At 68.8% G+C, this 26,814-nt stretch carries 29 protein-coding genes; 23 read left to right on the top strand and 6 right to left on the bottom strand.

All coding sequences use genetic code 11. The annotated features are described in order from the left end of the window. The first annotated feature begins 1 nt into the window (after position 1). From SLQ33_RS19200 to trmD, 6 genes are all read left to right on the top strand, one after another. Positions 2 to 1,237, top strand: coding sequence for an osmoprotectant NAGGN system M42 family peptidase (locus SLQ33_RS19200; RefSeq protein WP_319455448.1), 1,236 nt, complete (start codon positions 2 to 4; stop codon positions 1,235 to 1,237). Between the two features lie 28 nt (positions 1,238 to 1,265). Next, a complete protein-coding gene (locus tag SLQ33_RS19195) occupies positions 1,266 to 1,682 on the top strand; it encodes a nuclear transport factor 2 family protein (protein WP_319455447.1) in 417 nt (138 codons plus the stop codon). Between the two features lie 359 nt (positions 1,683 to 2,041). Next, positions 2,042 to 2,539 carry a 30S ribosomal protein S16 gene (gene rpsP, locus SLQ33_RS19190; RefSeq protein ID WP_319455446.1) on the top strand — a complete coding sequence of 166 codons (498 nt, stop codon included), beginning with the start codon at positions 2,042 to 2,044 and terminating at the stop codon, positions 2,537 to 2,539. After that, positions 2,536 to 2,778 (top strand): RNA-binding protein, encoded by a 243-nt coding sequence (locus SLQ33_RS19185; RefSeq protein WP_003881089.1) that lies wholly within the window; start codon positions 2,536 to 2,538, stop codon positions 2,776 to 2,778. The genes rpsP and SLQ33_RS19185 overlap by 4 nt, the downstream gene beginning before the upstream one ends. Before the next feature lie 5 nt (positions 2,779 to 2,783). Then, positions 2,784 to 3,305: a ribosome maturation factor RimM gene (gene rimM / locus SLQ33_RS19180; RefSeq protein ID WP_319455445.1), complete on the top strand. Its 522-nt coding sequence runs from the start codon at positions 2,784 to 2,786 to the stop codon at positions 3,303 to 3,305. A 1-nt stretch (position 3,306) separates the two neighbouring features. Further along, positions 3,307 to 3,984, top strand: coding sequence for a tRNA (guanosine(37)-N1)-methyltransferase TrmD (gene trmD / locus SLQ33_RS19175; RefSeq protein WP_319455444.1), 678 nt, complete (start codon positions 3,307 to 3,309; stop codon positions 3,982 to 3,984). A 9-nt stretch (positions 3,985 to 3,993) separates the two neighbouring features. Here the strand turns inward: trmD and SLQ33_RS19170 are convergent, their stop codons facing one another. Continuing rightward, on the bottom strand, positions 3,994 to 4,941 hold the full coding sequence (locus SLQ33_RS19170) for a hypothetical protein (protein WP_319455443.1): 948 nt from the start codon (positions 4,939 to 4,941) through the stop codon (positions 3,994 to 3,996). 347 nt (positions 4,942 to 5,288) lie between these two features. Here SLQ33_RS19170 and rplS point away from each other — a divergent pair, with 347 nt between their 5' ends. The 9 genes from rplS (at position 5,289) to SLQ33_RS19125 (ending at position 11,962) form a co-directional block, all read left to right on the top strand. Then, positions 5,289 to 5,630, top strand: a complete 342-nt coding sequence (gene rplS, locus SLQ33_RS19165; RefSeq protein ID WP_319455442.1) for a 50S ribosomal protein L19 — start codon at positions 5,289 to 5,291, stop codon at positions 5,628 to 5,630. A 38-nt stretch (positions 5,631 to 5,668) separates the two neighbouring features. Next, a complete protein-coding gene (lepB, locus tag SLQ33_RS19160) occupies positions 5,669 to 6,541 on the top strand; it encodes a signal peptidase I (RefSeq protein WP_319455441.1) in 873 nt (290 codons plus the stop codon). A 21-nt stretch (positions 6,542 to 6,562) separates the two neighbouring features. After that, on the top strand, positions 6,563 to 7,300 hold the full coding sequence (locus SLQ33_RS19155) for a ribonuclease HII (RefSeq protein ID WP_319455440.1): 738 nt from the start codon (positions 6,563 to 6,565) through the stop codon (positions 7,298 to 7,300). 45 nt (positions 7,301 to 7,345) lie between these two features. Further along, positions 7,346 to 7,651, top strand: coding sequence for a DUF2469 domain-containing protein (locus tag SLQ33_RS19150; protein ID WP_102142913.1), 306 nt, complete (start codon positions 7,346 to 7,348; stop codon positions 7,649 to 7,651). Between the two features lie 7 nt (positions 7,652 to 7,658). Then, positions 7,659 to 8,468 carry an SDR family NAD(P)-dependent oxidoreductase gene (locus SLQ33_RS19145; RefSeq protein WP_319455439.1) on the top strand — a complete coding sequence of 270 codons (810 nt, stop codon included), beginning with the start codon at positions 7,659 to 7,661 and terminating at the stop codon, positions 8,466 to 8,468. Between the two features lie 65 nt (positions 8,469 to 8,533). Then, entirely contained in the window at positions 8,534 to 9,274 is a 741-nt protein-coding gene (locus tag SLQ33_RS19140; protein WP_413467668.1) for an HAD-IIA family hydrolase, read from the top strand. A 3-nt stretch (positions 9,275 to 9,277) separates the two neighbouring features. Continuing rightward, positions 9,278 to 9,910, top strand: a complete 633-nt coding sequence (locus SLQ33_RS19135; RefSeq protein ID WP_319455437.1) for a hypothetical protein — start codon at positions 9,278 to 9,280, stop codon at positions 9,908 to 9,910. A 37-nt stretch (positions 9,911 to 9,947) separates the two neighbouring features. After that, the gene (locus tag SLQ33_RS19130) at positions 9,948 to 11,150 is read left to right on the top strand and encodes a CoA transferase (protein WP_319455436.1); all 1,203 of its coding nucleotides are present in this window, start codon (positions 9,948 to 9,950) and stop codon (positions 11,148 to 11,150) included. Next, positions 11,147 to 11,962 (top strand): acyl-CoA thioesterase, encoded by an 816-nt coding sequence (locus SLQ33_RS19125; protein ID WP_319455435.1) that lies wholly within the window; start codon positions 11,147 to 11,149, stop codon positions 11,960 to 11,962. Before SLQ33_RS19130 ends, SLQ33_RS19125 begins: the two co-directional genes overlap by 4 nt. On the opposite strand, the gene SLQ33_RS19120 is transcribed toward SLQ33_RS19125, so the two are convergent. Genes SLQ33_RS19120 through SLQ33_RS19105 form a run of 4 tightly spaced genes read right to left on the bottom strand, consistent with a single transcriptional unit; the run spans position 11,931 to position 18,081 of the window. After that, positions 11,931 to 14,414: an AMP-binding protein gene (locus SLQ33_RS19120; RefSeq protein WP_319455434.1), complete on the bottom strand. Its 2,484-nt coding sequence runs from the start codon at positions 14,412 to 14,414 to the stop codon at positions 11,931 to 11,933. The two genes, SLQ33_RS19125 and SLQ33_RS19120, sit on opposite strands and share 32 nt — an antisense overlap. Further along, the gene (locus SLQ33_RS19115; protein WP_319455433.1) at positions 14,411 to 15,481 is read right to left on the bottom strand and encodes an ABC transporter ATP-binding protein; all 1,071 of its coding nucleotides are present in this window, start codon (positions 15,479 to 15,481) and stop codon (positions 14,411 to 14,413) included. Before SLQ33_RS19115 ends, SLQ33_RS19120 begins: the two co-directional genes overlap by 4 nt. Further along, entirely contained in the window at positions 15,478 to 17,049 is a 1,572-nt protein-coding gene (locus tag SLQ33_RS19110) for an iron ABC transporter permease (RefSeq protein WP_319455432.1), read from the bottom strand. The genes SLQ33_RS19115 and SLQ33_RS19110 overlap by 4 nt, the downstream gene beginning before the upstream one ends. A 12-nt stretch (positions 17,050 to 17,061) precedes the next feature. Then, positions 17,062 to 18,081, bottom strand: coding sequence for an iron ABC transporter substrate-binding protein (locus SLQ33_RS19105; RefSeq protein ID WP_319455431.1), 1,020 nt, complete (start codon positions 18,079 to 18,081; stop codon positions 17,062 to 17,064). Positions 18,082 to 18,307: 226 nt separating this feature from the next. Here SLQ33_RS19105 and SLQ33_RS19100 point away from each other — a divergent pair, with 226 nt between their 5' ends. Further along, positions 18,308 to 18,694: a heme-binding protein gene (locus tag SLQ33_RS19100; RefSeq protein WP_319455430.1), complete on the top strand. Its 387-nt coding sequence runs from the start codon at positions 18,308 to 18,310 to the stop codon at positions 18,692 to 18,694. Here the strand turns inward: SLQ33_RS19100 and SLQ33_RS19095 are convergent. Then, positions 18,645 to 19,304: a helix-turn-helix domain-containing protein gene (locus SLQ33_RS19095; protein WP_319455429.1), complete on the bottom strand. Its 660-nt coding sequence runs from the start codon at positions 19,302 to 19,304 to the stop codon at positions 18,645 to 18,647. The two genes, SLQ33_RS19100 and SLQ33_RS19095, sit on opposite strands and share 50 nt — an antisense overlap. Before the next feature lie 58 nt (positions 19,305 to 19,362). Between SLQ33_RS19095 and SLQ33_RS19090 the strand changes: the two genes are divergently transcribed. The 7 genes from SLQ33_RS19090 to SLQ33_RS19060 all read left to right on the top strand — a co-directional run bounded on the left by SLQ33_RS19090 (position 19,363) and on the right by SLQ33_RS19060 (position 26,781). Continuing rightward, a complete protein-coding gene (locus tag SLQ33_RS19090) occupies positions 19,363 to 20,478 on the top strand; it encodes an FAD-dependent oxidoreductase (protein ID WP_319455428.1) in 1,116 nt (371 codons plus the stop codon). Positions 20,479 to 20,561: 83 nt separating this feature from the next. Further along, positions 20,562 to 20,933, top strand: coding sequence for a YraN family protein (locus SLQ33_RS19085; RefSeq protein WP_319455427.1), 372 nt, complete (start codon positions 20,562 to 20,564; stop codon positions 20,931 to 20,933). Beyond that, positions 20,933 to 22,444: a YifB family Mg chelatase-like AAA ATPase gene (locus tag SLQ33_RS19080; protein ID WP_319455426.1), complete on the top strand. Its 1,512-nt coding sequence runs from the start codon at positions 20,933 to 20,935 to the stop codon at positions 22,442 to 22,444. Before SLQ33_RS19085 ends, SLQ33_RS19080 begins: the two co-directional genes overlap by 1 nt. Beyond that, entirely contained in the window at positions 22,441 to 23,568 is a 1,128-nt protein-coding gene (gene dprA / locus SLQ33_RS19075) for a DNA-processing protein DprA (RefSeq protein WP_319455425.1), read from the top strand. The genes SLQ33_RS19080 and dprA overlap by 4 nt, the downstream gene beginning before the upstream one ends. A 43-nt stretch (positions 23,569 to 23,611) precedes the next feature. Continuing rightward, positions 23,612 to 24,679: an endo-1,4-beta-xylanase gene (locus tag SLQ33_RS19070; protein WP_319455424.1), complete on the top strand. Its 1,068-nt coding sequence runs from the start codon at positions 23,612 to 23,614 to the stop codon at positions 24,677 to 24,679. 63 nt (positions 24,680 to 24,742) lie between these two features. Then, positions 24,743 to 25,594 carry a siderophore-interacting protein gene (locus SLQ33_RS19065; protein WP_319455423.1) on the top strand — a complete coding sequence of 284 codons (852 nt, stop codon included), beginning with the start codon at positions 24,743 to 24,745 and terminating at the stop codon, positions 25,592 to 25,594. Between the two features lie 23 nt (positions 25,595 to 25,617). Continuing rightward, positions 25,618 to 26,781 carry a lactate 2-monooxygenase gene (locus tag SLQ33_RS19060; RefSeq protein WP_319455422.1) on the top strand — a complete coding sequence of 388 codons (1,164 nt, stop codon included), beginning with the start codon at positions 25,618 to 25,620 and terminating at the stop codon, positions 26,779 to 26,781. Positions 26,782 to 26,814 lie beyond the last annotated feature (33 nt).

The following is a 26,814-nucleotide window of genomic DNA, read 5'->3' as shown; positions in this document are numbered from 1 at the left end:
CTTGTCCGAACGTGCGGCAATGCCCGAGGCCGACCGGGCCTGGATGATCGACACCCTGCTCGCGCTGCTGCAGACCCCGAGCCCGTCGGGCCGTACCGATGCGGTGATGCAACTGATCGGCGACATCCTCGACGACGTCGGCGTGCCGTTCAAACTGACCCGCCGCGGGGCGCTGACCGCCGAGCTGCCGGGCGATTCGGCCACCATCGACAGGGCGCTGGTGGTCCACGCCGACACCATCGGCTGCATGGTGCGCCAGCTGAAGGACAACGGCAGGCTTGAGCTGATTCCCGTCGGCACGTTCTCCGCACGGTTCGCCACGGGGGCGCGGGTGCGGATCTTCGCCGACGATCCCGAGGCTTTCATCACCGGAACGGTCATGCCGCTCAAGGCCAGCGGGCACGCCTTCGGCGACGAGATCGACACCCAGCCGACGGACTGGGAACACGTCGAGGTCCGCGTCGACCGAAGGGTGTCCTCGCGCGCCGAGCTCGAGGACCTCGGCCTGCAGGTCGGCGACTTCGTCGCGTTCATCACCAGCCCCGAACTCACCGAAGACGGGTTCATCGTCTCGCGCCACCTCGACGGCAAGGCAGGCGTCGCGGTAGCGCTCGCGCTGGCCAAGAACTCCGCCGAGGGAAAGCTCCTGCTGCCGCACCGCAGCACCATCATGGTCACCATCACCGAGGAGGTCGGCCACGGCGCCAGCCACGGACTCCCACCCGACGTCGCGGAACTCGTCTCGGTGGACAACGCGGTGTGTGCGCCAGGGCAGCACTCCATCGAGGACGGCGTGACCATCCCGATGGCGGACCTGCATGGGCCGTTCGACTACCACCTGACCCGCAAGCTGTGCCGCCTCGCAGACAAGCACGGCATTCCGTATGCGCGGGACGTCTTCCGCTACTACCGGTCCGACGCCGCCGCGGCCATCGAGGCGGGCGCGGGCACGCGGGCGGCGCTGGTGGGCTTCGGACTCGACGGCAGCCACGGCTGGGAGCGCACCCACTTGGATTCGTTGGAGGCGACCTACAACCTGTTGCATGCGTGGCTGCAGACCCCGCTGACGTTCGCCAAGTGGGACGCCAATCCCTCGGGCAAGCTCCGCGACTTCCCGTCGTCGAAGCAGCCGGCCCCAAGCGAGCAGTGGGTGCCGTTGTCGCGCGGGGACCACACCGAGCCCGGTGAGGCGTCACCGGGGGAGCACTGGCCGCCGGCGGAGGGTCCGCAAGCCTGACGGTCGCCGACGGTGTTCAATCGAAGGCGTGCTGAGCCTCGAAGAGATCTCCGACCGTCTGGAACTGCAGCAGCTGTTGGTCGACTACTCCACGGCGATCGACAAGCGCCAGTTCGACGACCTCGACCACGTCTTCACCGACGACGCCTACATCGACTACCGGGCCATGGGCGGCATCGACGGCCAGTTCCCGGACGTCAAGAAGTGGCTGGCGGAGGTGCTGCCCAACTTCCCGGCGTACTCGCACCTGATCGGCAACTTCGACGTGACGATCACCGGCGACACCGCCACGTCACGCATCATCTGCTTCAACCCGATGAAGCTCTCCGAAGACGGGCAGATCCTGTTCTGTGGGCTCTGGTACGACGACGAGTTCATCCGCACCGACGCAGGCTGGCGCATGACGCGGCGCGTCGAGACGAAGTGCTTCGACCGCATCGTCTGAGCCCAGGGTGTGTTCGGCGTTCGACGAGCTGAGCTCGCCGAAACCCACGGTGTAGTGGACCGTGGCCCGAAGCGGCTAGGCACGAAACCACCGGCGCCCCGAAGGCCGCGATTGTGCGATTCGATACGCCCTGCGCGGCGTGTCGCGTACGAAACGGCACGGTCGAGGGCCATCGTCGGCGATTTCCCTACGACCTGCACGCTCTGGCACAATGGGCGACTGTCTACCGCGCGACACGGTTCGATTCGCTCGATGCGCTGCGCGGCGGTCACACACGTAAGGCAAAACCGGATACGGGCACGTCCGCCCCTATCGCTGAATTGCAGCGTGGCAAACGCAACAGGAGAAGTGGCTGCACCATGGCTGTCAAGATCAAGCTCACTCGGCTCGGCAAGATTCGCAACCCCCAGTACCGCATCGCGATCGCCGACGCGCGCAATCGCCGTGACGGTCGGTCCATCGAGGTCATCGGCCGGTACCACCCGAAGGAAGATCCGAGCCTCATCGAGATCGACTCGGAGCGTGCGCAGTACTGGTTGGGCGTTGGCGCTCAGCCCACCGAGCCCGTGTTGGCGCTGCTCAAGATCACCGGCGATTGGCAGAAGTTCAAGGGCCTGCCCGGCACCGAGGGCACGCTGAGGGTCAAGGAGCCCAAGCCGTCCAAGCTGGACCTGTTCAACGCCGCGCTGGCCGCCGCTGACGAGGCACCCACCGGTGCGGCGACGCAGCTGAAGAAGAAGAAGACCAAGAAGGAAGAGGCAGCAGAGGCTGCCGAATCCGCCGACGAGGCGCCTGCGGAGCCCGCAGCCGAGGCTGAGGCGGCTGACGCGCCCGCCGACGCTGCGCCTGCCGAATGAGCTCCGTCGTCGTCGACGCCGTCGAGCATCTCGTTCGGGGAATCGTCGACAATCCTGACGACGTCCGCGTCGACATGGTGACCAGCCGTCGCGGGCGGACCGTCGAGGTGCACGTGCACCCCGACGACCTGGGCAAGGTCATCGGCCGCGGCGGACGCACGGCGACCGCGCTGCGCACGCTGGTCGCCGGCATCGGCGGCCGAGGCATCCGCGTCGACGTGGTGGACACCGACCAGTAATCCCCATGGATCTCGTCGTCGGGCGGGTGGTCAAGGCTCACGGCATCGGCGGTGAGGTCGTCGTCGACGTTCGCACCGACGACCCCGAAGCCCGCTTCACTCCCGGTAACACGCTGCGCGGCAAGCCAAGTCGCGGCGGCGCCGAACGCAACTTCGTCGTCGATGCCGCGCGCCCGCATGGCGGCCGACTGCTCGTCCGGCTATCCGGCGTTGCGAGCCGGGACGCCGCCGACGCGCTGCGGGGCACGCTGTTCGTCGTCGACGCCACCGAGCTTCCCCCGATCGAGGACCCCGACGAGTTCTACGACCACCAGTTGGAGGGGTTGACCGTGCGGACGGTCGGTGGTGACGTCGTCGGCGTCGTCGCCGAGGTGCTTCACACTCCTGGTGGTGAACTGCTGGCGGTGAAACGCGACGGCGCGGCCGAGCTATTGGTGCCGTTCGTCGAGGCGATCGTCACGGCGGTTTCGCTGGACGACGGGATCGTCGACATCGACCCGCCAGAGGGCCTCCTGGAGTTGGAGTGACATGCGCATAGACGTCGTCACCATCTTCCCGGACTACCTCGCGCCACTGCGACAAGCGTTGCCGGGCAAGGCCATCGAAGCGGGCATCGTCGAGCTCGCCGTGCACGATCTGCGCCGCTGGACCCACGACGTGCACAAGGCGGTCGACGACGCACCCTATGGCGGCGGGCCCGGAATGGTGATGACGGCGCCGATCTGGGGCGCCGCGCTCGACGAGGTGTGTTCCGACGAAACGCTTCTGGTGGTCCCCACCCCGGCGGGGCGGTTGTTCACCCAGGCCGATGCCCAACGCTGGGGCGGCGAAGACCACCTGGCATTCGCCTGCGGCCGTTACGAGGGCATCGACCAACGCGTGGTCGACGACGCCGCCCGCCGCATGCGGGTGGAGGAGGTGTCGATCGGCGACTACGTACTTGCGGGCGGCGAGTCCGCGGTGCTGGTGATGGTCGAGGCCGTCGTGCGGCTACTCCCCAACGTGCTCGGCAATCCCGTTTCCCACCTGGACGATTCGCATTCCGATGGGCTGCTAGAGGGGCCGAGCTATACCCGCCCGCCGAGTTGGCGGGGGCTCGACGTGCCGCCGGTGCTGCTGTCGGGCGACCACGCCAAGGTGGCCGCCTGGCGGCGGGAGCAGGCGCTCGAGCGCACCCGCGAGCGCAGGCCCGATCTGCTCGACTAGCTGGGTGGGCTAGATGTGCCCGCCGGGGAACATGGTCTTCACGGCCTGGGTGATGGTGTCGCGCGCGACCGACGAGTCGCCGGTGGGCTGCATCGAGCTGATCGCCATGATGTAGCGGCGTTCGGGCCCGATCACACCGGTGGACAGGTGCATCCAGTCGGCGCCGATGCAGCACATCCAACCCTGTTTGACGGCAACGGGTTCGGCGTACAGACCGTCCGGAATGCCGAAGCGCTGCGGGTAGACGCCGCCGGGCATCATCCCGTCGATCGCCATCGGTGTCGACGCCGCCAGATTGGACAGGATGATGCTGGCCTGCTCGGGCGGCAACCCGCCGGTGCCGGCCATCATCATGTCGTAGTAGCGCACCAGGTCCGACACCGTGCTGATGGTGTTGAACCACCGCCCGTTGCCCGGCGGGCGCGTCGAACCAAGCCCATAGCGGGCGACGACTCGGTTGATGATCGCGCTGCCACCGCTGCGATTCCAGAAGACTTCGGCGGCACTGTCGTCGGAGGACCGCAGCATGACGTCGAGCATCTTGCGGTCGTCCGGCGACAACACCGTCTGACCCTTGGCCACCTGCAGTAGCAGGTCGTCGGCGATGAACAGCTTGACCACCGAGGCGATGGCGATGGTGCCGCCGCTGCCGTTGGTGACCAGTTGGTCGGTGTTGCGGTCGAGGATGGCGACGGTGATGTCGGCGCCGGACTTGGACGCCTCGGCGGTGGCCAGACGTTCGCGGTCGGCCAGCCCGGTGAAGGCGGCGACGGGGTCGTCGGGTGGCGCCTCGGGAAGCGGAGCCATGCTGCCGAGCGGGGCGACGACGGTGAGTTGGGGGGCGCCGGGAGGTGCGGGTGGCGTGCCGTAGACCTTCGCCTCGCACCCTGCGACCACCGTCGCGACCGCGAACGCTGCGGCACTGACCATCAGCAGTTTTGATGGCCGGCGGTGCATGGCCCTCCTCGTAGGCGTAGTGCCGAGATAGGGCGTGAATCGAGCTGTGATGTCACCATCGGCCCGCGACCCCGTCCGCCTAGACTAACTGCTTGGTGGCTGTGACGCGCCTTGGGCTCGGCGAGTCGTGCGCACGTTGTCGGGGTCGTTTCCACCAGCCCAACGGCGACCCTGCAAGCGCGATTTCGTCGCACGGGGGGCCATCTGGCACAATTGACCAGTTGTCTGCGCACGACGCGCCGCGTCTGCTGCGAGATACACCCCAAAGTTACCGAAGACAACGGGCTCGGCGACGCGTCGCACCCGACGCAGGAGACCGAGCCGCGACCAACAAGGAAGTGTCACCGATGAACACGCTGGACTTCATCGATCAGGCGTCGCTGCGCGACGACATCCCGGTCTTCAGCCCCGGCGACACCGTCAATGTCCACGTCAAGGTCATCGAGGGGTCCAAGGAGCGCATCCAGGTCTTCAAGGGCGTCGTGCTGCGCCGCCAGGGCGGTGGCGTTCGCGAGACGTTCACCGTGCGCAAGGAGAGCTACGGCGTTGGCGTCGAGCGGACCTTCCCGGTGCACTCGCCCAACATCGACCACATCGACGTCGTCACCCGTGGTGACGTCCGCCGGGCGAAGCTGTACTACCTGCGCGAGCTGCGCGGCAAGAAGGCCAAGATCAAGGAAAAGCGCTGACCCAGCGCCCCGTCCGGCGCGCTCGCTAGGGTGAAGCCGTGACCGAATCCCGTGACGACGCCGACGCGGCCGCAGTTGCCGCCGACGCCGACGAATCCTCCGACGCCGCCACAACGGACGGTTCGGACGGGACCACCGAGGATGCGCCCCGCAAACCGAAGTCCGCGCTGCGCACGGTGCTGACCGCGCTCACCAGCGAGACGGTGCTCCTGGTCGTCATCGCGGTGGTGCTCTACTACGTCATGCTGACGTTCGTCGCGCGGCCGTACCTGATCCCATCCGAGTCGATGGAGCCGACGCTGCACGGCTGCTCAGGCTGCGTCGGTGACCGCATCATGGTCGACAAGCTCACCTATCGGTTCTCGTCGCCGGAGCCCGGCGACGTCGTCGTGTTCAAGGGCCCGCCGTCCTGGAGCGTCGGCTACAAGTCGATCCGCTCCGACAACACCGCGGTCCGGTGGATGCAGAACGCGCTCTCGTTCATCGGCTTCGTGCCGCCCGACGAGAACGATCTCGTCAAGCGCGTGATCGCGGTCGGCGGCCAGACCGTCGAGTGCCGTTACACGACCGGCTTGACCGTCGACGGCAAGAAACTCGACGAGCCGTACCTCAACTACACGACGATGAACGTCGAACAAACCAATCCCTACGCCACGTGCCTTGGCAACGAGTTCGGGCCCGTGAAGGTACCCGACGGCCGGCTGTGGGTGATGGGGGACAACCGCACCCATTCCGCCGACTCACGGATGCACTGCGCCAACGATCCCGCGTCCGTGCAGTCCGGCGTCTGGTGCACCGGTGACCCCACGACGGGGACGGTGCCGGTCGACAACGTCATCGGGAAGGCGCGGTTCATCGCCTGGCCGCCGGGCCGGTGGGGCGGCGTCACCACGTTCAACCCGCAGCAATGACTTCCAGCCAGTAGGAGTGTTGTGCCAGCGACTTGGCCGCCGAGAACGGTGATCCGCAAGTCCTCGGGCCTGCGCACCATCGAATCCGCGCTCTACCGCAACGGTCTGGGGCCGGTGGCCGGGGTCGACGAGGTCGGCCGCGGCGCCTGTGCCGGGCCGCTGGTGGTCGCCTCGTGCGTGTTGGGCCCGAACAGGTTGGAGAGCCTCTCCGCGCTCGACGACTCGAAGAAGCTCACCGAGAAGGAACGCGAGCGGCTCTTTCCGCTGATTCGCCGCTATGCGCTGGCCTACCACGTGGTGTTCATCCCATCCACCGAGGTCGACCGGCGCGGCGTGCACGTCGCCAACATCGAGGGCATGCGACGCGCCGTGGCCGGGCTTCCGCTGAAGCCGGGGTACGTGCTCTCCGACGGGTTCCGGGTGCCCGGGTTGCCCATGCCGTCGCTGCCGGTGATCGGCGGAGACGCGGCGGCGGCGTGCATCGCCGCGGCCAGCGTGCTGGCGAAGGTCAGCCGCGACCGGCTGATGGTCGCGATGGAACAGGACCACCCGGGCTACGGCTTCGCCCTGCACAAGGGCTACTGCACGCCGACGCACACCGCGGCCCTGGCCGAATTGGGGCCGTGTAGCGAGCACCGGTATTCGTTCGTGAACGTGCGTCGGGCGGGTGGCCGGACCGAGGTCGTGGTCCGCGAGGTCCCCGAGTGGGTCGACGATCCGTCGGATCCGGAGTCGGAGCAGCGTAGGGAGTACGGGTGAGGAAAGATGGCCCCAGATGACGTCGACCAGAGGACCGCTGACTAGATGAGTGCCGAAGATCTCGAGAAGTACGAAACCGAGATGGAGCTCTCGCTGTACCGCGAATACAAGGACATCGTGGGCCAGTTCAGCTATGTCGTGGAGACCGAGCGGCGGTTCTACCTGGCCAACAGCGTCGAGTTGGTACCGCGCAACTCCGACGGTGAGGTGTACTTCGAGCTCCGGTTGGCCGACGCGTGGGTGTGGGACATGTACCGGCCGGCCCGCTTCGTCAAGCAGGTTCGGGTGATCACCTTCAAGGACGTCAACATCGAAGAGGTCGAGAAGCCCGAACTGCGGCTACCCGACTGACCCACTGATGACCGACGCCCGAACCCCCGTCGCCGTCGTAACGGGCGCCAGCCGTGGCGCGGGCCGCGGCATCGCGACCGCGTTGCTGAGTTCGGGCTGGCGGGTCTACCTGACTGGCCGGACGGTGACCGACGGTGGCGACGGTGGCATTCCGGTGGTGGTCGATCACCGCGACGACGCCGACGTGGCGAGACTGTTCGACCGGGTGCGCGACGAAAGCGGCGCACTCGACCTGCTGGTCAACAACGCCGCGGCCATCCATGACGACCTGGTCGACCCGAAGCCGTTCTGGGAGAAGCCACTTGCGCTTGCAGACGTCCTCGACGTCGGGCTGCGATCGTCGTACGTAGCGTCCTGGTGCGCGGCCCCGCTGATGGTTGGCCAGGAGCATGGGCTGATCGCGTTCACGTCGTCGCCGGGCTCGGTCTGCTACATGCATGGACCGGCCTACGGAGCGCAGAAGGCGGGCATCGACAAGCTCGCCGCCGACATGGCCGTCGACTTCGCCGGCACGGGCGTCGCCACCATCTCCATCTGGATGGGGATCCTCTTGACGGAGAAGTTCACCTCCGCGTTCGACGGTCACCCCGAGGCGTTGGCCAAGACCGCCGAGCACGCCGAGACCCCCGAGTTCACGGGGCGGCTGATCGACGCGCTCTATCGGGATCCTGCGCTGCTGGAACTCAGCGGGCAGACGCTGATCGGCGCCGAACTCGGGCAGCGGTACGGCATCACCGACGAGGGTGGACGCCGGCCGCCGTCGCACCGGGACATGCTCGGTGACCCGCGGACACCGTCGTCGGTGGTCGTTCGCTGACATTGGGCCGGTCGGCTTGGAAGGATGGTCCCGTGCGAGACAAGGCTCAGTGCTGGCTGACCGACATGGATGGCGTCCTGGTGCACGAGGAACGTGCCCTGCCGGGCGCGGCTGACTTTCTGCAGCGGCTCGCGGAGAAGAAGCGCCCGTTCCTGGTGCTGACCAACAACTCGATCTTCACCCCGCGCGACCTAGCGGCCCGGCTGGCCCGCTCCGGGCTGACGGTGCCGGAGGAGGCGATCTGGACTTCGGCCCTGGCGACGGCGACGTTCCTGCACGATCAGTTGCCGGGCGGCTCGGCCTACGTGATCGGCGAGGCAGGTCTGACGACGGCGCTGCACGAGGTCGGCTACACGCTGACCGACACCGGTCCCGACTTCGTGGTGCTCGGCGAGACGCGGACGTACTCGTTCGAGGCGATCACCAAGGCCATCCGACTCATCGGTGACGGTGCGCGCTTCATCGCGACCAACCCGGACGTGACCGGTCCGTCGGCCGAGGGTCCGACTCCCGCCACCGGGTCGGTCGCGGCGCTCATCACGAAGGCCACCGGTCGGGAGCCGTACTTCGTCGGCAAGCCGAACCCCATGATGTTCCGCAGCGCGCTGAATCGCATCGAGGCGCACTCGGAGAGCACGATGATGGTCGGTGACCGAATGGACACCGACGTGGTCGCAGGCATCGAGGCGGGACTCGAGACCATTCTGGTGCTCACCGGGTCGACCAAGCTTGCCGACATCGAACGGTATCCGTTCCGGCCGAGCCGGGTGTTGGATTCGATCGCGGACGCCATCGAGCTCGTCTGACGGATGTTTCCCGTTCACGTCGAACCGGAAGTCGTTGCTGCGCTGGAAGATCAGACGCCGCGGCAGCTCCGCAACGGGGTGTCGCACGCGGTGACGGCCCTGCTCGCCGACGACCTCGATGGTCGGGTGCGGCCGTGGGACCTCGCCGGGTTGCGCGACGGGGCAAGGACCCTCGGTGAGGTGACGTCGGCGCGCGCCGTCCACGTCGCCGCCGACGTGCTCGTCGTGGAGCTCGTGCCTGCGGGCAGGCGCATCGCGCTGCGCCGAATCGACGACGGCTGGCGACTGGCCCGGTTCGTCGAGGCGGGCGAGCACACGCTGCCCCCGGAGGCGACGCGGCGGATCACGTTGTCGGGTTGGGGGCCCGACTCGGTGCTCGCGGCGTTGGGCATCGACCGGCCGTCCGGCGTGGAGTTGGAGTACCTCTCCGAGGACCTCGGCCAGGGTGAGACCGAGAGCCGCTGCCGCTACCAGTGGGTGGCCGACGGTCGGTCGGTGCTGGCGGAGGAGGTCCGCAACGAGATCTACGACGGCGCGACCCCGTACACGACGTACCTGCGCGGGGTGGTCGTCGACGGGGATCGCGGCATGCTGCTGACCGGTTCGGGGGACCGCGCCGTCGTCGTCGAGGGGTGAGCGGAGCACCCGCGCCGCTAGCCAATATCGTGAGCCGGTGACTTCAACGGATGCCATCAGACCGCTCGCTGGAGTGCGGATCATCGAGATCTCGAGCTTCGTGGCGGTGCCGCTGGCCGGAATGACGCTCGCCCAGCTCGGGGCGGAGGTGATCCGTGTCGACCCGGTGGGCGGCGCCGCCGACTACCACCGCTGGCCGGTCACCGACGACGGCGAGTCCATCTACTGGGCCGGGCTGAACAAGGGCAAGCGTTCGGTGGCCGTCGACGTGCGGTCCAGCGAGGGCCAGGAGTTGATTCAGCGGCTCATCGCGGACAGCGGCATCCTCATCACCAACGTCGCTGGGCGGCAATGGCATTCGTACGAGACGCTGGTGGCGTTGCGGCCCGATCTCATCCACGTCGAGATCTCGGGGCGTGCGGACGGCGGCACGGGCGTCGACTACACCGTGAACGCGGGGCTGGGCTTCCCGCTCGTCACCGGTCCCGCAAGCCTCGACGTTCCGGTCAACCACGTGCTGCCCGCGTGGGACGTGGCGTGTGGCATCTACGCCGCGCTGGCCGTCACCGCTGCACTGCGCCACCGCGACGCCACCGGCGACGGCCAGCGGATCAGCATCCCGCTGGAGAACGTGGCGCTCGCGACGGCGGGCAACCTCAGCTTCCTCACCGAGGTGATGGTGAACGGCACACCGCGCGAGCGGATCGGCAACTCGATCTTCGGGCAGTACGGTCAGCAGTTCAGCAGCGGGGACGGGGTCTCGTTCATGATCGTCGCACTCACGGGCCGTCACTTCCGGGACTTGACGGAACTGACTGGAACGGCGAAAGCGGTTGCCGCGCTGGGGGAGACGCTCGGTGCCGACTTCACCGACGAGGGGGACCGCTACCGTCATCGCGACGCACTCACCGGACTCTTCACCGTATGGTTCACCGGCCACACCGGCGCCGAGGTGGCGGCCGCCCTGTCGAGCACGTCGATCCTGTGGGAGCGCTACCGCACCTTCGCCGACGTCGTGACCGACGCCAAGGTGACCGACAACGCGTTGTTCACGACCTTGGATCAGCCGCGCATCGGCGAGTACCTGGCGCCGGGCCTGCCGCTGTCCATCGACGGCACCTACCCGAAGGCGGTGGCGGCGCCGGCGCTCGGTGATCACACCGCCGACGTGTTGCGCACGAACCTCGGGCTCGGCGACGCGGAGCTCGCCGAACTCTTCGCATCGGGGACGGTGGCGTGAGCGCCCTGCTGGGGCTCTTCGACCTGCGTGCAGGCCCCGACGAGCGCACCTGGATCGGCCCGGCCAGTGGACCGGCAGGCAAGCGATCCTTCGGCGGTCAATTCATGGCGCAGAGCCTGGCCGCCGCGTGCCGGACCGTCGATCCGGCCAAGGTGCCCACCAACATGCATCTGCAGTTCCTGCGGGGCGGCGAGGCGAGCGACGAGGTCTCCTACGCCGTCGAGTCGGTGTACGACGGGCGCACCGCGGCCGCACGCCGGATCGAGTCCCGGCAGGATGGCCGGCTGCTCACCACGGCAAGCGTGTCGTTCTCGGCCGCCATGCCAGGCCCCGAACACGGGCTCGGCGTTGCACTTCCCGGCGACCCCGAGGCGCTGGCCCGAACGGGTCCCGCGGGGCCCGCGCCGTCGATGCCGTTGGACGAGCTCGACATCCGAATCGACGACGACCGCACCTCGGGCGAGTTCGTGCGTCGGATGTGGTGGCGTGTGACGGCAGCCATGCCTGCGGAGCCGTTGCTGCACACCATCATCGCCGCCTACGTCTGCGACGTGTACATGATCGATCCCGCGCTGGCCGTGCACGGCCACTCGATGAAGGCGCGCACTCACCGCAGCGGCACCACCGACTCGTCGATCTGGTTTCATCGGCCGATACGGGCCGATCGATGGAACGTGCTGGAGTTGCGCTCACCGGCGGCCGCGCGCGGGCGCGGTGTGGTCACCGGCAGCTTGATCGGTGCCGACGGCGCCGTCACGGCGACCTTGGCTCAGGAGGGGCTCATAGCGGAGCGGGAGCAGTCGCCGTCCTGACCGGGCGGTGCGCGCGGGTGCGAATCAACTTGCGCAGCATGGTCAGCAGTTGCGTCAGCACGATTCCGACGACGACCGCCGCGGCGACCCCGACCAGCTTGTGCTCGCCGAACAGCGGATACACCTGGTAGTGCGTCAGGTAGATGAACAGCGAGGCCTCGGCCACCAGACCGGCGACCACGGTCAGCGCTGACGGGCAGCGGATGGCGGGCAACCAGATCAGCAGCGTCAACCCCACGAACACCAGCGTCTCCCGGCCCGGTTGGCCGAAGTAGCCGACGATGCCGATGGCCAGCACGGCCGTCACCGCGAGGCGCTGCCACACCGTCGACGACTTGGCCGCCGCCCAACCGATCGCGAAGAACCAGAAGGCCAGCACCGTGAACCACGCGTCGTGGCCCAGCCCGAAGCCGAACACGTCGTAGCGCATCGCCAGCCCGAGCGCCAGGAACGCCGCCGCAAACGCGAAGGGCCGCTGACGTTCCCACCGGTCGCCGATCGGCGTCCAGCACACCAGCGCCAGCACGACCAGGATCCACACCACCGCCTCGACGAACCATAGTCGGCCCGCCGTCATGCTGTCGTCGGGACCAAGGAACTTGTTGGCCAGTAGCAGATTCGTCGCGGCGTAGTCGTTGGTGGCGATCAGTGCGAACGCGATCCACAGCACCGCGGGCACGGCGATCCACGCGATGGTGTTGCGCAGGTGGCGGGCGCGCTCGCGGCGCGGCAACGGGGTGAGGCAGAACCGGCCGAAGTTGTAGCCTGCCACGCCCAGCAATACGTGCGCCCCGCCCCACAGCACCCAGAGCTCGGCGTGCGACCCGGCGACCAACACGATGGCGATGGCGCGCAGTGCGACGCTGGTCTCGAGCGTCGCCCCCCACCACCGTCGGGGCCGCGAGGCAACCTGCAGTTCGCGCAACGGAAGCCGTTGCCAGTCGACGGGAAGGTGGCCGAGCGCGCGCTCGAGCCGCACCGACATCGCGACGTAGGACAGCGAGTTGCCGCCGAGGTCGACGAAGCTCTGTTCCGGGCTGATGGACGAGGGGTCGAGTTGCAACACGTCGGCGAACAGGCCACGCAGGTCGAGGGTTTCGGGGTCGGCCGCGCGGTTGGCGGCGAGTTCGCGCACGGCCTGGTAGTCCGGCTTGCCGGACGGGAGCCGCGGCACGTCCTCGACGTCGACCACCCGGATCGCGGCGCGCGGCAGACCCGAAGCGTCCGACGCCAACCGCGCCACGTCGCTACCGTCTGCTCGCTCGGCGGCCACCAGCAGGAGTCCGTCGCCGTCGGTGCAGCTCGCGGCCACGCCTTGGCCCTGCAGCTGCGCCTCGATGTGCTGCAGGTCGATCCGCAACCCGTACAACTTGACGAAACGGCCACTGCGGCCGACGACCTCGTACATCCCGTCCGGATCGCGGCGGGCGATGTCACCGGTGCGGAGTTCATCGACGGTCCGTCCGAGCGCCAGGTCGGCAGGCGTCTGCGCGTAGCCAAGCATCACGTTGTCGCCTCGGTACACCAGCTCGCCGACGTCGGCTGGCATGCCGTCGACAGGTTCCAGGGTGAACGACCCACCCGGTATCGGAACCCCGATGGAGCCCGGATGAGTGTGGGCGAGTTCCGGTGGGAGATAGGCCATCCGGGCCGTCGCCTCGGTCGCGCCGTACATGACGAACAACTGCCAGCCCGGCGCCCGTCCGAGCGAGGCGAACCGTCGGACGGCCTCGGGTGCGAGCCGTCCGCCGGCCTGGGTGACGTAGCGCAGGTGGGGCAGCGACATCTCGTCGAAGCCGATGCGGTCGAGCAGGTCGAACGTGTGCGGGACGCCAGCGAATGTCGTTCCCGCGTTCCGCCGCAACAGGTCCCAGAAGCCGTCGTCGACCACCGAGTGGTCGGTGAGGATCAGCCCCGCCCCGCGCAACAGGTGGCTGTGGATCACTGACAGCCCGTAGCAGTACGACATCGGCAACGTCGTCGCCGCCCGGTCGGTGGGCCGGATGTCGAGGTAGCTGGCGATGGCCTTGGCGTTGGCGGTCAGGTTGGCACGTGACAGTCGCACCAGCTTCGGGGAGCCCGTGCTGCCCGACGTCGACAGCAGCAGTGCGAGCTCGGAATGGAGGTCGTGGTGGGCGCGGTGGCGGCGTTCGGTGACGCCGTCGCGAACGAGCGTGTCCGGCTGGTAGACGTCGATGATCGACGGGTGGTCGACGCCCGCGGGCAGTGGCAGCACCACGTGGCGGCCCGCGAGCGCGCCGAGGTAGCTCACCAACGTGTCGACGTCGTTGCGGGTTTCGACCATCACCAGCCGGCGTCGGCTGCCGAATGCGGTGGACCGGTGAGCCACCCGCGCGGCGAGTTCGGCGTAGCTGAGGCGGTCGTCCTCGGTGAGCACCGCGACCTGGTCGCCGAACGACGCGAGGTGCTCGACGAGCCGGTCGAACATCATCGATTCGATTCGCCAAAGACGACGGCGGTGCCGTTCACTTGGATGCGGACCTTCGCGTCCACGGCGGGCGGGGCGACGCTGTGCTGGCGGACGGTGATCGGTGCGAGGTCCGCGCCGAGGTCGACCGTCAGAAGCACGTCGTGGCCGCGGAACTCCGAGGCCAACACGGTGGCCACGCCGCTGCCCTTGTCGTCGTCGGCGACGGTCGTTGCCACTAGCTGCTCCGGGCGCAGCATGAGCGTCGCGGAACCGATGACGTCGGTGTTGCGCACCGGTAGCACGCCCAGCGCGCATTGCGCCGTACCGGCGGTGACGGTGCACGGCAACAGCACGCAGTCGCCGAGGAACTCGGCGGTGAACCGGTCGTCGGGGTCGAGGTAAACGCCTTGCGGCGTACCGACTTTGGTGAACCGTCCGGCGCGCATCACGGCCACCTGGTCGGCGATCGACAGGGCCTCTTCCTGGTCGTGCGTGACGAGCAGCGTGGTCACGCCGGCCTCGGACAGCAGTGCCGCGACGGCCTTGCGGGTCGACGCCCGCAACCCGGTGTCCAGTGCGCTGAAGGGCTCGTCGAGCAACATCAGTGCTGGCTTGCGGGCCAGCGCGCGGGCGAGCGCGACGCGCTGCTGCTGGCCGCCGGAGAGCTCGTGGGGTCGGCGCTTGGCGTAGGACTCGTCGAGCGACACGGTCCGCAGCAGCTCCGCCACCCGGGCGGTGGCATCGCGGCCGCCGCGGGGCAGCCCGTAGGCGATGTTCGCACCGACGGTGAGATGCGGGAAGAGCGCGCCGTCCTGGGCGACGTAGCCGACGTCGCGGCGGTGCGCGGGTGCGCACTTGCCCTGCGCCGCGACCTGTCGCCCGGCGATGGAAATGGTTCCCGCGTCGGGTGTTTCGAAGCCCGCGACCAGTCGCAACAGGGTCGTCTTGCCGCAGCCCGACGCGCCGACGACGGCGGTGATGGTGCCCGCGGGCACCTGTAGGTCGACCCCGTGCAACACCTCCTGGCCGCCGAACGACTTGGCCAGTCCGGCGATCTCGAGCGCGTTGTCACCCCTGGTGCGGCTCATAGCGCGGCCGCCTTGGTCGACTGTCTGAACAACACCACCGTGACGGGTACCGACAGAGCGACGACCAGGAACGCGTACGGTGACGCGCCCGCGTAGTCGAGCTCACTGGACAGCGACCAGAACCTCATCGCCAACGTGTTGGTGCCGGTCGGAGCCAGCAGCAGCGTCGCCGTCAGTTCCGTTGCGACGGCGACGAATACGAGCGACGCGCCCGCGGCGGCGGCGGGGGCGGTGAGCCGCAACGTCACGCGCAGGAACGTCCACGTCGGCGAAACCCCCAGCGACCGGGAGGCCTCCTCGAGCCCGGGCGGCACCTGCGCCAGGCCCGATCTCAGGTTCACCATTGCACGGGGGAGGAACATCAGCACGTAGGCGGCCAGCACCAGGAACACCGTCTGATAGAGCGGGGGCAGGTACCGGATGGCCACGGTGACCAGGGCCAGCGCGGTGACGATGCCCGGCATCGAGCTAGTGACGAAGTTCGAGCCCTCCACGAAGCGGGCGAAGAACCCGCTGTAGCGCACCGCCACCCACGCGAAGGGGAAGGCCAGCACCGTGGTCAGCGCAGCGGCCGCGGCAGCGAGCATCACCGTCTGCGCCGTCGAGGTCAGCACGTCGCCCGACGCCCAGGCCTGCACGCCGCCGATCCAGAGCCATCGCGCGATGGTCCACACGGGCACGCCGAGGGCCAGCGCCGCGAGCGCCGCGAGCGCCAGATTCGCCGGAATGGCCATGGCGCCCAGGTGATGTGGTGTCGAACCGCGTTGCGCACCGGAGCCGATCCTGGCGTAGCGAGCGTTGCCGCGGGCGGCGCTCTCGCCGACGATGAGCACCAGGCACAGCAGCACGAGGACGCCCGCGAGGGTGCTGCCCGCCGCCCCGTTGAACGTGGCCTGAAACTGCTCGAAGATCGCCGTGGTGAACGTCGAGAAGCGCAGCATCGCGAACGCACCGTACTCGGCCAGCAGGTGGACGCCGATGAGCAGTCCGCCGCCGAGGATGGCGAGCCGGAGTTGGGGGAGCACGATCCGCCAGAAGACGGCACGCGGGCTCGACCCGAGCGCGCGGGCGGATTCCTCGATCGCGGGATCGAGGCGGCGCAGCGTGGCGGCCACCGGCACGTAGGCGAAGGGGAAGTACGACATTGTCGCCACCAGCACCCCCGCCCAGAAGCCGTGCAGCGTGGGGATGACGCTCACCCACGCGTAGCTGTTGATGAAAGCGGGGACCGCGAGCGGTGCGACGAAGAGCGGACGCCAGACCGAGCGGCCCGGCAGGTCGGTGCGTTCGACCAGCCAGGCGGTACCGACGCCGAGCAGGAGGCACAGCGGCACCGTCACGACGACGAGGCCGACGGTGTTGACGAGCAGTTCACCGACGCGCGGCCGCGCGAGTAGCTCGTAGACCGGACCGGGCCCGAGTGACGCCATCGACCATGCGACGTACCCCAGGGGTACGAACGTCGCAGCGACCAGGAGCGCGACACCCGCGCTGACCACCGGGCCCGGCCGTGCACTTCCGGTCGCGGCGGTCGGGGCCGCGGCCGGTGTCGTCTCAGCGGTGACCACCTAGTAACCCATCTAGAGCAGGCCGGCCTTCGTCATCAGGTCGGTGACCTTCTGCGAGTCGAGATCGGACGGGTTGACGGCGGGCGCCTGGAGTTGGTCGAGCGGAACGAGGGCCTTGTTGGCGGGCACGTCGCTGGCGACGGGGTATTCGAACGACGTGCCGTTCTCCAGCACTTCCTGGCCGGCCTTGCTGGTGATGAACGTCAGGAACTTCTGGGCCTGGTCCTTCTTCTTGCTGGAGTTCAGGATTCCGCCACCCGAGATCGAGACGAACGCGCCCGGGTCCTCGTTCTTGAAGTAGTGCAGCGCGGTGTTGGCGCTGATCTCCTTGGTCTTGGCCTGATCGCGGAACCAGTAGTAGTGGTAGATGACGCCGCCCTCGACCTGACCGTCGTTCACGGCGCGCAGTGTGGCGATGTTGTCGGAGAAGATCTCCGCGTTCGTCTTCATGCCTGCCAGCCACTGCGCGGTGGCCGGTTCACCGGTCAGCTGCAGCATCGCCGCGACGATGGCCTGGAAGTCGGGTTTGACGGGCGGGGCGCCCCAGCGGCCCTTCCACTCCGGCTTCTCCAGATCCATGATCGACTTCGGCAGCTGCGCCTCGGTGAGCTTGGTCCTGTTGTAGGCGAAGACGGTCGTGCGGGCCGCGACGCCGGTCCACTTCCCGGTCGTGGGGCGGTACTGCGGCGGCACCTGCGCGATGGTGGCCTGGTCGAGGTCGGCGAACAGCCCGGCTTTCTCGACCGCGGCCATCGCGGGGGAGTTCTCGGTGAGGAACACGTCGGCCGGGGACGAGGCGCCCTCGGCGATGAGCTGGTTGCCGAGCTCGGTGTCGCCGCCCTGGCGGTACTCGACCTTGATCCCGGTCTCCTTGGTGAACGCGTCGATCCATTCCTTGGTCAGCGACTCGTGCTGCGCGTTGTAGATCAGCAGGGCATCGGACTTCTCGGAGTCCGACGAGCACGACGTCAGGCCGACGACGAGGGCCAGCACGGCCAGTAGAACTGCCAGCCGACTCCAAGGGAATCGCATCGACGGTGTCCTTTCCGCGCCGTTCGTCCTGGCGCCGCTCAACTGAGGATTGCCTAGCCAACATATACCTCGAACACGTGTCGCCGGTCCCCGTCCGTCGAGGTCACCCCCTAGCGCGTCGTGGTGGATTCCCCGAACGGGTCGCGGCGTGGATTCGACCTTGAAATGATGCTGACCATTGGCTGTGTGCTCGGGTGTCGAACCACTAACGTTGGGGAATTGCGCAATGAAACTGATTGAAACGTCTGCTCGCCGCCTCGTGGCTGCACTGTCCGCCGCTGCGCTTGGGGCCGTCGTGGCCGGCACGGTCGCGATGCCGGCGGCCAATGCCGCGCCGTGTACCGCGAGCGCGTTGGCCACGACGGCAAGCGGCGTGCTCGGCGCGGCGGGTGGTTTCCTCGACGCCCACCCGGGCGCGAACGACGTATTGACGGCGGCGGCCTCGCAGCCCACCGACGTCGCGCGAACCAACGTGCGGGCCTACTTCACCTCGCATCCAGGCGAGTTCCTCGAACTCAACGGCATCGCGGCGCCGTTGAAGGACATGCGCAGCCAGTGCGGCATCACGATGTCACCGACCCAGCTCGCGACGCTGCTCGAGACGATGGGGTAGGCCTCGTCGCGCCTTGGCTCTGCCAGGGGCGCAGGGCGACGTCGGCGGCCCGTCGTACCGCGTCGGAATCGCCGGCCCCGCCGGCGTCGACCATCGCCTGTACCGCACCAGTGACGGCGCCGACGAACGCGCCCACGATGGCCCCCGCCGTGATGTCGTCGAGCTCGTCGGGGTACGCCGCACGCAGACGGCGCGCGATATCGCGTTGCGCCTCGAGCTGCAGTTGCAGGGCCCGGCCGCGCACGGCAGGCACGGTCTGGATGAGCCGGAACCGCAGTGCGCCTTGCGTGTCGGCGAACTCGTGGCCTGCCTCGATGACCGACTGCAACGCGCGGAGCAGGACGTCGGCCGGACGGTCGCGTCGCCCCCGGTGCTCGATCGCCTCGACGACCGCCAGCACGCGGGCGTCGGCTCCGGGAAACAGCAACTCGTCCTTGCTGGCGAAGTAGGTGAAGAACGTGCGGGTGCCGATGTCGGCGGCGTCGGCGATGTCCGCCACGGTGGTGCCGTCGTAGCCCTTCGTGGCGAATAGTTCGAGCGCGGCATCGATGATCGCCTGGTGCGTGCGCTCCCGTTTGCGCTCCCGTAGTGAACCGGTTTCCTCTGACATGCATCGAGTGTATAACTGCATTGAGTGCAAATATGCATTGAGTGCAGGAGGTGTCGCGATGTCCGTGCGGAACGTGTTGGTGGTCGGGGCCGGGGTGGCTGGGTCGACGGCGGCGTATTGGCTGGCGCGCCACGGAATGGAAGTGACGGTGGTCGAACGGGCCGTCGGCAATCGCTCCAGCGGCAGCCCGGTCGACGTGCGCGGTCCGGCCTACGGCGTCGCCGAGCGGATGGGAGTGCTTCCGCAGCTGCGGGCCGCGGCGACGCATTCGACCAAGATGAGCGCGGTGGACGCCGGCGGACGCCGAATCGGTTGGGTGCCAATGCAACTCGGACACGGCATCGAGATTCCCAGGAGCGAGCTAGCCGCGACGTTGAGCGAGGCCGGGCGGGACCTCGCGGAGTACCGATACGGCGACACCGTCACCGCCCTGGATGACGACGGTGACGGGGTCGCCGTCACCTTCGAGAACGCGCCGCCGGGCCGCTTCGACCTCGTGGTGGGTGCTGACGGGTTGCATTCGCGGGTGCGAGAATTGGCGTTCGGGACCGGGTTCATCGAGCACATGAGCCTGTACGTCGCCACGGTGGACCTCGCCGAAGAGGTTGACGGTCACACCGTGCTGATCCACAACACCGCTGGCCGCGCCGTTGCCGTTCACCCCGCGACAGGCCGGGGCATCGCCGCCTTCATCTTCCGTAGCCCCGAACTGCGGGGCGTCGACCATCGCGATACCGCTCGCCATCGGGAAATCGTGTGCGCGACCTACGCGGGCATGGGATGGCGAGTGCCCGAGTTGCTCGATCGGGTGCGCACGGCCGAGGACGTGTACTTCGACGCCGTCAGTCGCGTTCGGCTCGACCGATGGGCGAACGGACGGATCGTGCTGCTCGGCGACGCCGCATCCTGCGTGTCGTTGTTCGGGGAGGGATCGAGCCTCGCGATTGCCGGCGCCGCAACACTTGCCGAAGTCATCGCCGCACACCCAACCGATCCGGCAACGGCATTGCGTGCGTACGAGCAGCAGCACCGCCGGCTCGTCGCTCCTCGCCAACGCTGGATGGGCGCGGGGTCGCGGCTCATAGTGCCTGCTACACCCATTGGCGTCGTCGCGCGCAACGCGGCGATGCGGCTGGGACCGCTGGTGGCGGCGCTCAGTCCGGCGCGACCATGAACGTGCTGTGGATGAAGCGCCGACTGTGGACAACCGGGGGTCACTGCACCTGACGTGACGGCTCTGCCGTTCAGGGTGGGGCCATGACAGAGTCCTGGACCCGGGCCGAAATCGGCGCCCTCGGTGAGCAACTCGCGGTCGACCACTTGACGGCCCTCGGACTGCGGGTGATCGACCGCAACTGGCGCTGCCGGTGGGGCGAGCTCGACGTGGTCGCCGCCGACCCCGACGCACGGACGGTCGTGTTCGTCGAGGTGAAGACACGCACCACCGATCAGTTCGGCGGCGTGGCACAGGCCGTCACCCCGCAGAAGGTGCGTCGGCTGCGTCGGCTGGCGGGGTTGTGGCTGGCCAACCACGACGGCAGCTGGGCGCAGGTGCGCATCGACGTCGTCGGCGTGCGCATCGGGCGTGCGCCGACCCCGGAGCTCACCCACATCCAGGGGGTGGGGTGATGGCGCTGGGTCGGGCCTTCTCCGTGGCCGTGCGTGGGTTGGATGCCGAGCTCGTCGAGATCGAGGCCGACATCACTTCGGGGCTACCCGGTGTGCATCTGGTCGGGTTGCCCGACGCGGCGCTACAGGAGTCACGGGACCGCGTGCGCGCGGCGATCACCAACTGCGGCAACGAGTGGCCGATGGCGCGGCTGACGCTCGCGTTGTCGCCGGCCACGCTGCCCAAGGTCGGTTCCGTGTACGACCTGGCGCTGGCCTGCGCGGTGTTGTCGGCACAACACAAGCGGACGTGGCCGCGGCTGGAGAAGACCGTGCTGTTGGGCGAACTCGCGCTCGACGGCCGCGTCCGACCGGTCAAGGGCGTGCTGCCCGCGGTGCTGGCCGCCAAGCGGGACGGTTGGCCGGCGGTCGTCGTGCCCATGGAGAACGTCGCCGAGGCCAGCCTGATCGATGGCATCGAAGTGTGGGGCGTACGCAGGCTGAGCCAACTGCAGGCGTGGCTGAATGGCAAGGCGGCGCTCGAATGCGAGGTGCCCACCGCGTCGTCGGAGCCCGAACCGGTGGCCGAACTCGCCGACGTCGTTGGTCAGTCCCACGCCCGGTTCGCGGTCGAGGTGGCGGCGGCCGGCGCTCATCACCTGATGCTGACCGGACCTCCTGGCATCGGGAAAACCATGCTGGCGCAGCGGCTTCCAGGGTTGCTTCCCGCGCTCACGTCCGACGAGGCGTTGGAGGTCACCGCGATCCATTCGGTGGCGGGCCTCCTGACCGCCGACGCACCGTTGATCACCCGGCCACCGTTCGTGGCGCCGCACCACACGTCCAGCGTCGCATCACTGGTCGGCGGGGGGTCAGGGATGGCCAGACCGGGAGCGGTCAGCCGCGCCCATCGCGGAGTGTTGTTCCTCGACGAATGCGCCGAGATCGGCGTCAGCGCGCTCGAGGCGTTGCGAACGCCGTTGGAGGACGGTGAGATCCGGCTCGCCCGCCGTGACGGAGTGGCGCGCTACCCGGCTCGATTCCAACTCGTGCTCGCCGCGAACCCGTGTCCGTGTGCGCCCGCCGACCCGCGCGACTGTCGATGTGCGGCGGCCGAGAAGCGCAGGTATCTCGGAAAGCTGTCGGGTCCGCTGCTCGACCGCGTCGACCTGCGCGTCGTGATGGACCCCGTCCGCTCGGGTGCCATCAATGCCGAACACGGCGAGTCGACGGCCACTGTTCGCGGCAGGGTGGAGGGGGCGCGGCAAGCCGCCGCGCTGCGGTGGGCGCCGTACGGCGTCCGCACCAATGCCGAAGTCAGTGGACCATTGCTGCGCAGGCGGTTTCGCCCGCCACACGCAGTGATGGCACCGCTGCGCACCTCACTCGACCGCGGCGTGCTCAGCATCCGGGGCGTCGACCGCACGTTGCGCGTCGCCTGGAGCTTGTGCGACTTGGCCGGCCGCGAGTCGCCGAACCTCGACGATGTCACGACGGCGCTGAGCTTCCGGCAGGCGGGAGGTGCCCGATGACCGACGACGAGCTCCTCGCGTGGGCGTACCTCTCCAGGGTCGCCGAGCCGCCCTGCCCCGAATTGGCGGTGCTGGTGGCGAACGTCGGCGCCGTGGAGGCAGCCAGCCTCGTCAAGCGCAGAGACGTCAAGGACGACAAACTGTTGAGCCGCACCGAGGCGCGCCGTGACGTCGACTGTGCCGCTGAGGATGTCGCCATCCTGAAGCGGATGGGTGGACGGTTGATCGTGCAGGGTGACGACGACTGGCCGGAGGGGCCGTTCATGCAGTTCGCCAACGTTGACAGGACGAAGCGTCCCGAAGGCCACCCGCCGCTGGTGTTGTGGGTGGTGGGTCCCGAGCGGCTGGCCGACGTCGCGGAACGCAGCTGCGCGCTCGTCGGCACGCGAGCGTCGACGGCCTACGGCGAACACGTGACCGCGGACCTCGCCACCGGTCTGGTGGAGCGGGACGTCGCGGTGATCTCCGGCGCCGCCTACGGCATCGACGGCGTCGCCCATCGGGCCGCACTGGCGGCCGACGGGATCACGGTGGCCGTGCTGGCGGGTGGCATCGACGTGCCCTATCCCTCGGGACACTCCGCGCTGTTGCACCGCATCGCCAAGCACGGACTCGTCGTCACCGAGTACCCGCCGGGCGTGCGGCCGGCGCGGCACCGGTTCCTCACCCGTAACCGTCTCGTGGCTGTGTTGAGCGGCGCCACGGTGGTCGTCGAGGCCGGGTTGCGCAGCGGAGCCGCCAGCACCGCCGCGTGGGCCGAGGCGTTGAACCGACCGGTATGCGCGGTGCCGGGGCCGGTGACGTCGTCGGCGTCGACGGGATGCCACGTGCTGGTGCGCAACGGAGCCACTCTCGTCACAAGGTCCGAGGAGATCGTCGAACTGGTCGGCCGCATCGGTGAACTGGCCACCGAGCCCGGTCGGCCGACTTCACCACTGGACGGCCTCGAGCCAAACGTGGTGCGGGTGTACGACGCGTTGCCAGCGCGCGGTGCTCGCACCGTCGATGAGGTCGCCGTGGCCTCGGGCCTGCCGCCGACGCAGGTGCTGGGACCGCTGGCGACGCTCGAGTTGGAGGGGTTGGTGATGCGCACCGAAGGTATGTGGAAACTGGCGCGGCGCTAGCTGGGCGGGTCGGCGGCGACGCGTCCTCCGGTAGGTTTGCCGCGTGAACCACGATGCGGGCAGGCGCGTTGGCCCGTTGGCCGTGGTGCTTCTGCTGGTCGTCGTACTGGGTCTGGCGAGCTGCCGCGAAGCGCCCGAGCCCGTCGTCACCCCTCCCGGCGGGTACGGCTTCGCCGTCGGGGCCCCGCAGATCTGGATGAGCGCGGAGGACGCGGACCGCGAATTGGATGCGGCCGCCAAGACCGGCGCGCAGTGGCTGCGCGTGCACATCGACTGGCACTTCATCGAACCCGTCCAGGGAAAGTTCGACTGGGCCTACGCCGACCGCTGGATCAACGGCGCCCGCAGCCGCGGCCTCAAGGTGCTCGGCCTCATCACCAACACCCCGGATTGGGCCAGGGAGCCGGGCACGTCGTTCAGCCACCCGCCCATCAACGCCGCCGACTACGCCGACTTCGTCACCGCCGTCGTCAAGCGATACCAGGCCCGGATCTCCGACTGGGAGATCTGGAACGAGCCGAACCTGCCACGGTTCTTCGGGTTCAGCGCCGGCCGCCCAGCCGGCTACGTCGCACTGTTGAAGGCGGCCTATCCGGCGATCAAGTTGGTGCAGCCGAACGCCACCGTGATCGCCGCCGGACTCAGCCCCGCGGTCGGCGTCGACGCTCCGCCGAACTTCGTCAACGACATGTACATCGCCGGCGCGAAGGACTACTTCGACGCGATCGCCATGCACCCGTACGTATTCCCCGGCGGGATCGCGGCGGACCCGTACCACGGCTGGTCGGACGTCGCCCGCGTGCACGACATCATGACCGTGCATGGCGATGGCGACCTGAAGATCTGGATGACCGAAACGGGTGCGCCGACCGCGAGTGCCACCGACGAGGGCGTCAGCCAGGAGGAGCAGGCCAAGCAGATCGTCGACGTGATGGCCGGGCTGGCGGACACGGGCTTCAGCGGACCGATCTTCATCTACTCCATCCGGGACCTGGACACCGCCAACCACGACGACATCCAGGACAACTTCGGCGCGCTGCTGACCACCGACTGGCAGCCGAAGTTCGCGGCAGGCGTGTTGGCCCGTCCGCCGGACGGCGGCTGGCGGTAGCCCGCCACGGGTGCTGAGCCACTCGTATAGTCGGTGAGGTTGGCCGATTACCAGGAGGTACGCGTGGCAGGCCGTCCGATTCACACCTTCGAGGTGATCCGCAGCGAACAGCTGACCCCCCACATGATCCGAGTCGTGCTGGGCGGCAGCGGTTTCGACACGTTCGCGCCCAACGACTTCACCGACTCGTACGTCAAGATCGCCATCGTCGGCGACGACGTCGACGTCGCGGCGCTTCCGCAACCGCTGACCCTCGACAGCTTCAACGAACTCCCCGAGGGCCAGCGGCCCGTGGTGCGTACCTACACCGTCCGCCACGCCGATCCCGCGCGCCGGGAGATCGCGATCGACTTCGTCGTGCACGGCGAACACGGTGTCGCAGGACCGTGGGCCGCCGCGTTGCAGCCCGGCAACCCGGCGTACCTCATGGGGCCCAGCGGGGCCTACGCACCGGACCCGGCCGCCGACTGGCACCTGCTGGCCGGCGACGAGGCTGGCCTGCCCGCGCTGAGTGCGGCACTGGAAGCGTTGCCGCCCAATGCGATTGGCAAGGCCTTCATCGAGGTCGCCGGACCCGACGACGAGTTGCCGCTCAAGGCGCCCAACGGCGTCGAGATCCGCTGGATCTACCGCGGCGGGCGCGCCGACCTGGTGCCCGAGGACCAGGCCGGCGACCACGCGCCGCTCGTCGCGGAGGTCAAGGAGTCCGCGTGGCTGCCCGGTCAGGTCCAGGTGTTCATCCACGGCGAGGCCCAGACCGTCATGCACAACCTCCGCGCCTACGTCCGCAAGGAACGCGGCGTCGAGGCCAAGTGGGCGTCCATCTCCGGCTACTGGCGCCGCGGCCGCACCGAGGAGACCTTCCGCCAATGGAAGGCCGAACTGGCGAAAGCGGAATCCGGCACCGAAGGCTGACCCCGGGCTGGCACGCTTAGCCCATGGCGTTCGGTGACTATCAGCTAGAGATCTACCTGCAAGGCCTGTCCGGTGTCGTGCCGTCGCTGCCGATGGCGTTCGCGGACCTCGAGGCCAGAGCGCAGGCGGCGATGTCGCCGTCGGTGTGGTCCTACGTCGCGGGCGGCGCGGGCGACGAACGCACCCAACGCGTCAACGTGTCCGCATTCGACCAGTGGGGGCTGATGCCACGGATGTTCGTCGGCGCCAAGGAGCGCGACCTCTCCGTCGACCTGTTCGGGCTCACGCTGCCCTCGCCGGTGTTCATGGCACCGATCGGCGTTATGGGGATCTGCGAGCGGGACGGGCACGGGGACCTCGCGGCGGCCAGGGCGGCGGCGCGTACCGGTGTGCCGATGGTGGTGTCGACGCTGACGGCCGATCCGCTCGAGGACGTCGCCGCCGAGTTCGGCGAGACACCCGGCTTCTTCCAGCTGTACACGCCGGCGGATCGCGACCTCGCGGCCAGTTTCGTTCAGCGGGCGGAGGCGGCCGGGTTCAAGGGCATCGTCGTCACGCTCGATACGTGGGTGCCGGGCTGGCGACCGCGTGACCTGTCGACGTCGAACTTCCCGCAGCTCCGTGGGAAGTGTCTGGCGAACTACACCAGCGACCCCGTGTTCCGCGACGGATTGCCGCAGCCGCCGGAGGAGAACATGCAGCCCGCGATCCTGAAGTGGGTGTCGACGTTCGGCAACTCGCTGTCGTGGGCCGACCTGCCCTGGCTCCGCTCGCTGACCAAGCTGCCGCTGCTCGTCAAGGGCATCCAACATCCCGACGACGCGCGCCGGGCCATCGACGGCGGCGTCGACGGCATCTACTGCTCCAACCACGGCGGCCGCCAGGCCAACGGCGGCATCCCCGCCATCGACTGCCTGCCCGCCGTCGTCGAGGCCGCGGGTCCGGTGCCGGTGCTGTTCGACTCGGGCATCCGCACCGGCGCGGACATCGTGAAGGCACTGGCGCTCGGGGCGACGGCCGTCGGCGTCGGAAGGCCCTACGCCTACGGGATGGCACTCGCCGGCACCGATGGGGTCGTGCACGTGCTGCGATCGCTGCTCGCCGAGGCGGATCTCATCATGGGCATCGACGGGTATCCGACGCTGGCCGACCTGACTCCCGACGCCTTGCGACGCGTCGGTTCCTGATTCGGCGTCGGCGGCCCCCGTCCTTCGGTAGCT

The organism is Mycobacterium sp. RTGN6 (assembly GCF_033804605.1).
GTDB lineage: Bacteria > Actinomycetota > Actinomycetes > Mycobacteriales > Mycobacteriaceae > Mycobacterium.
Note: the sequence above shows the minus strand (reverse complement) of the source record. Positions and strands in the feature narration are given on the sequence as shown.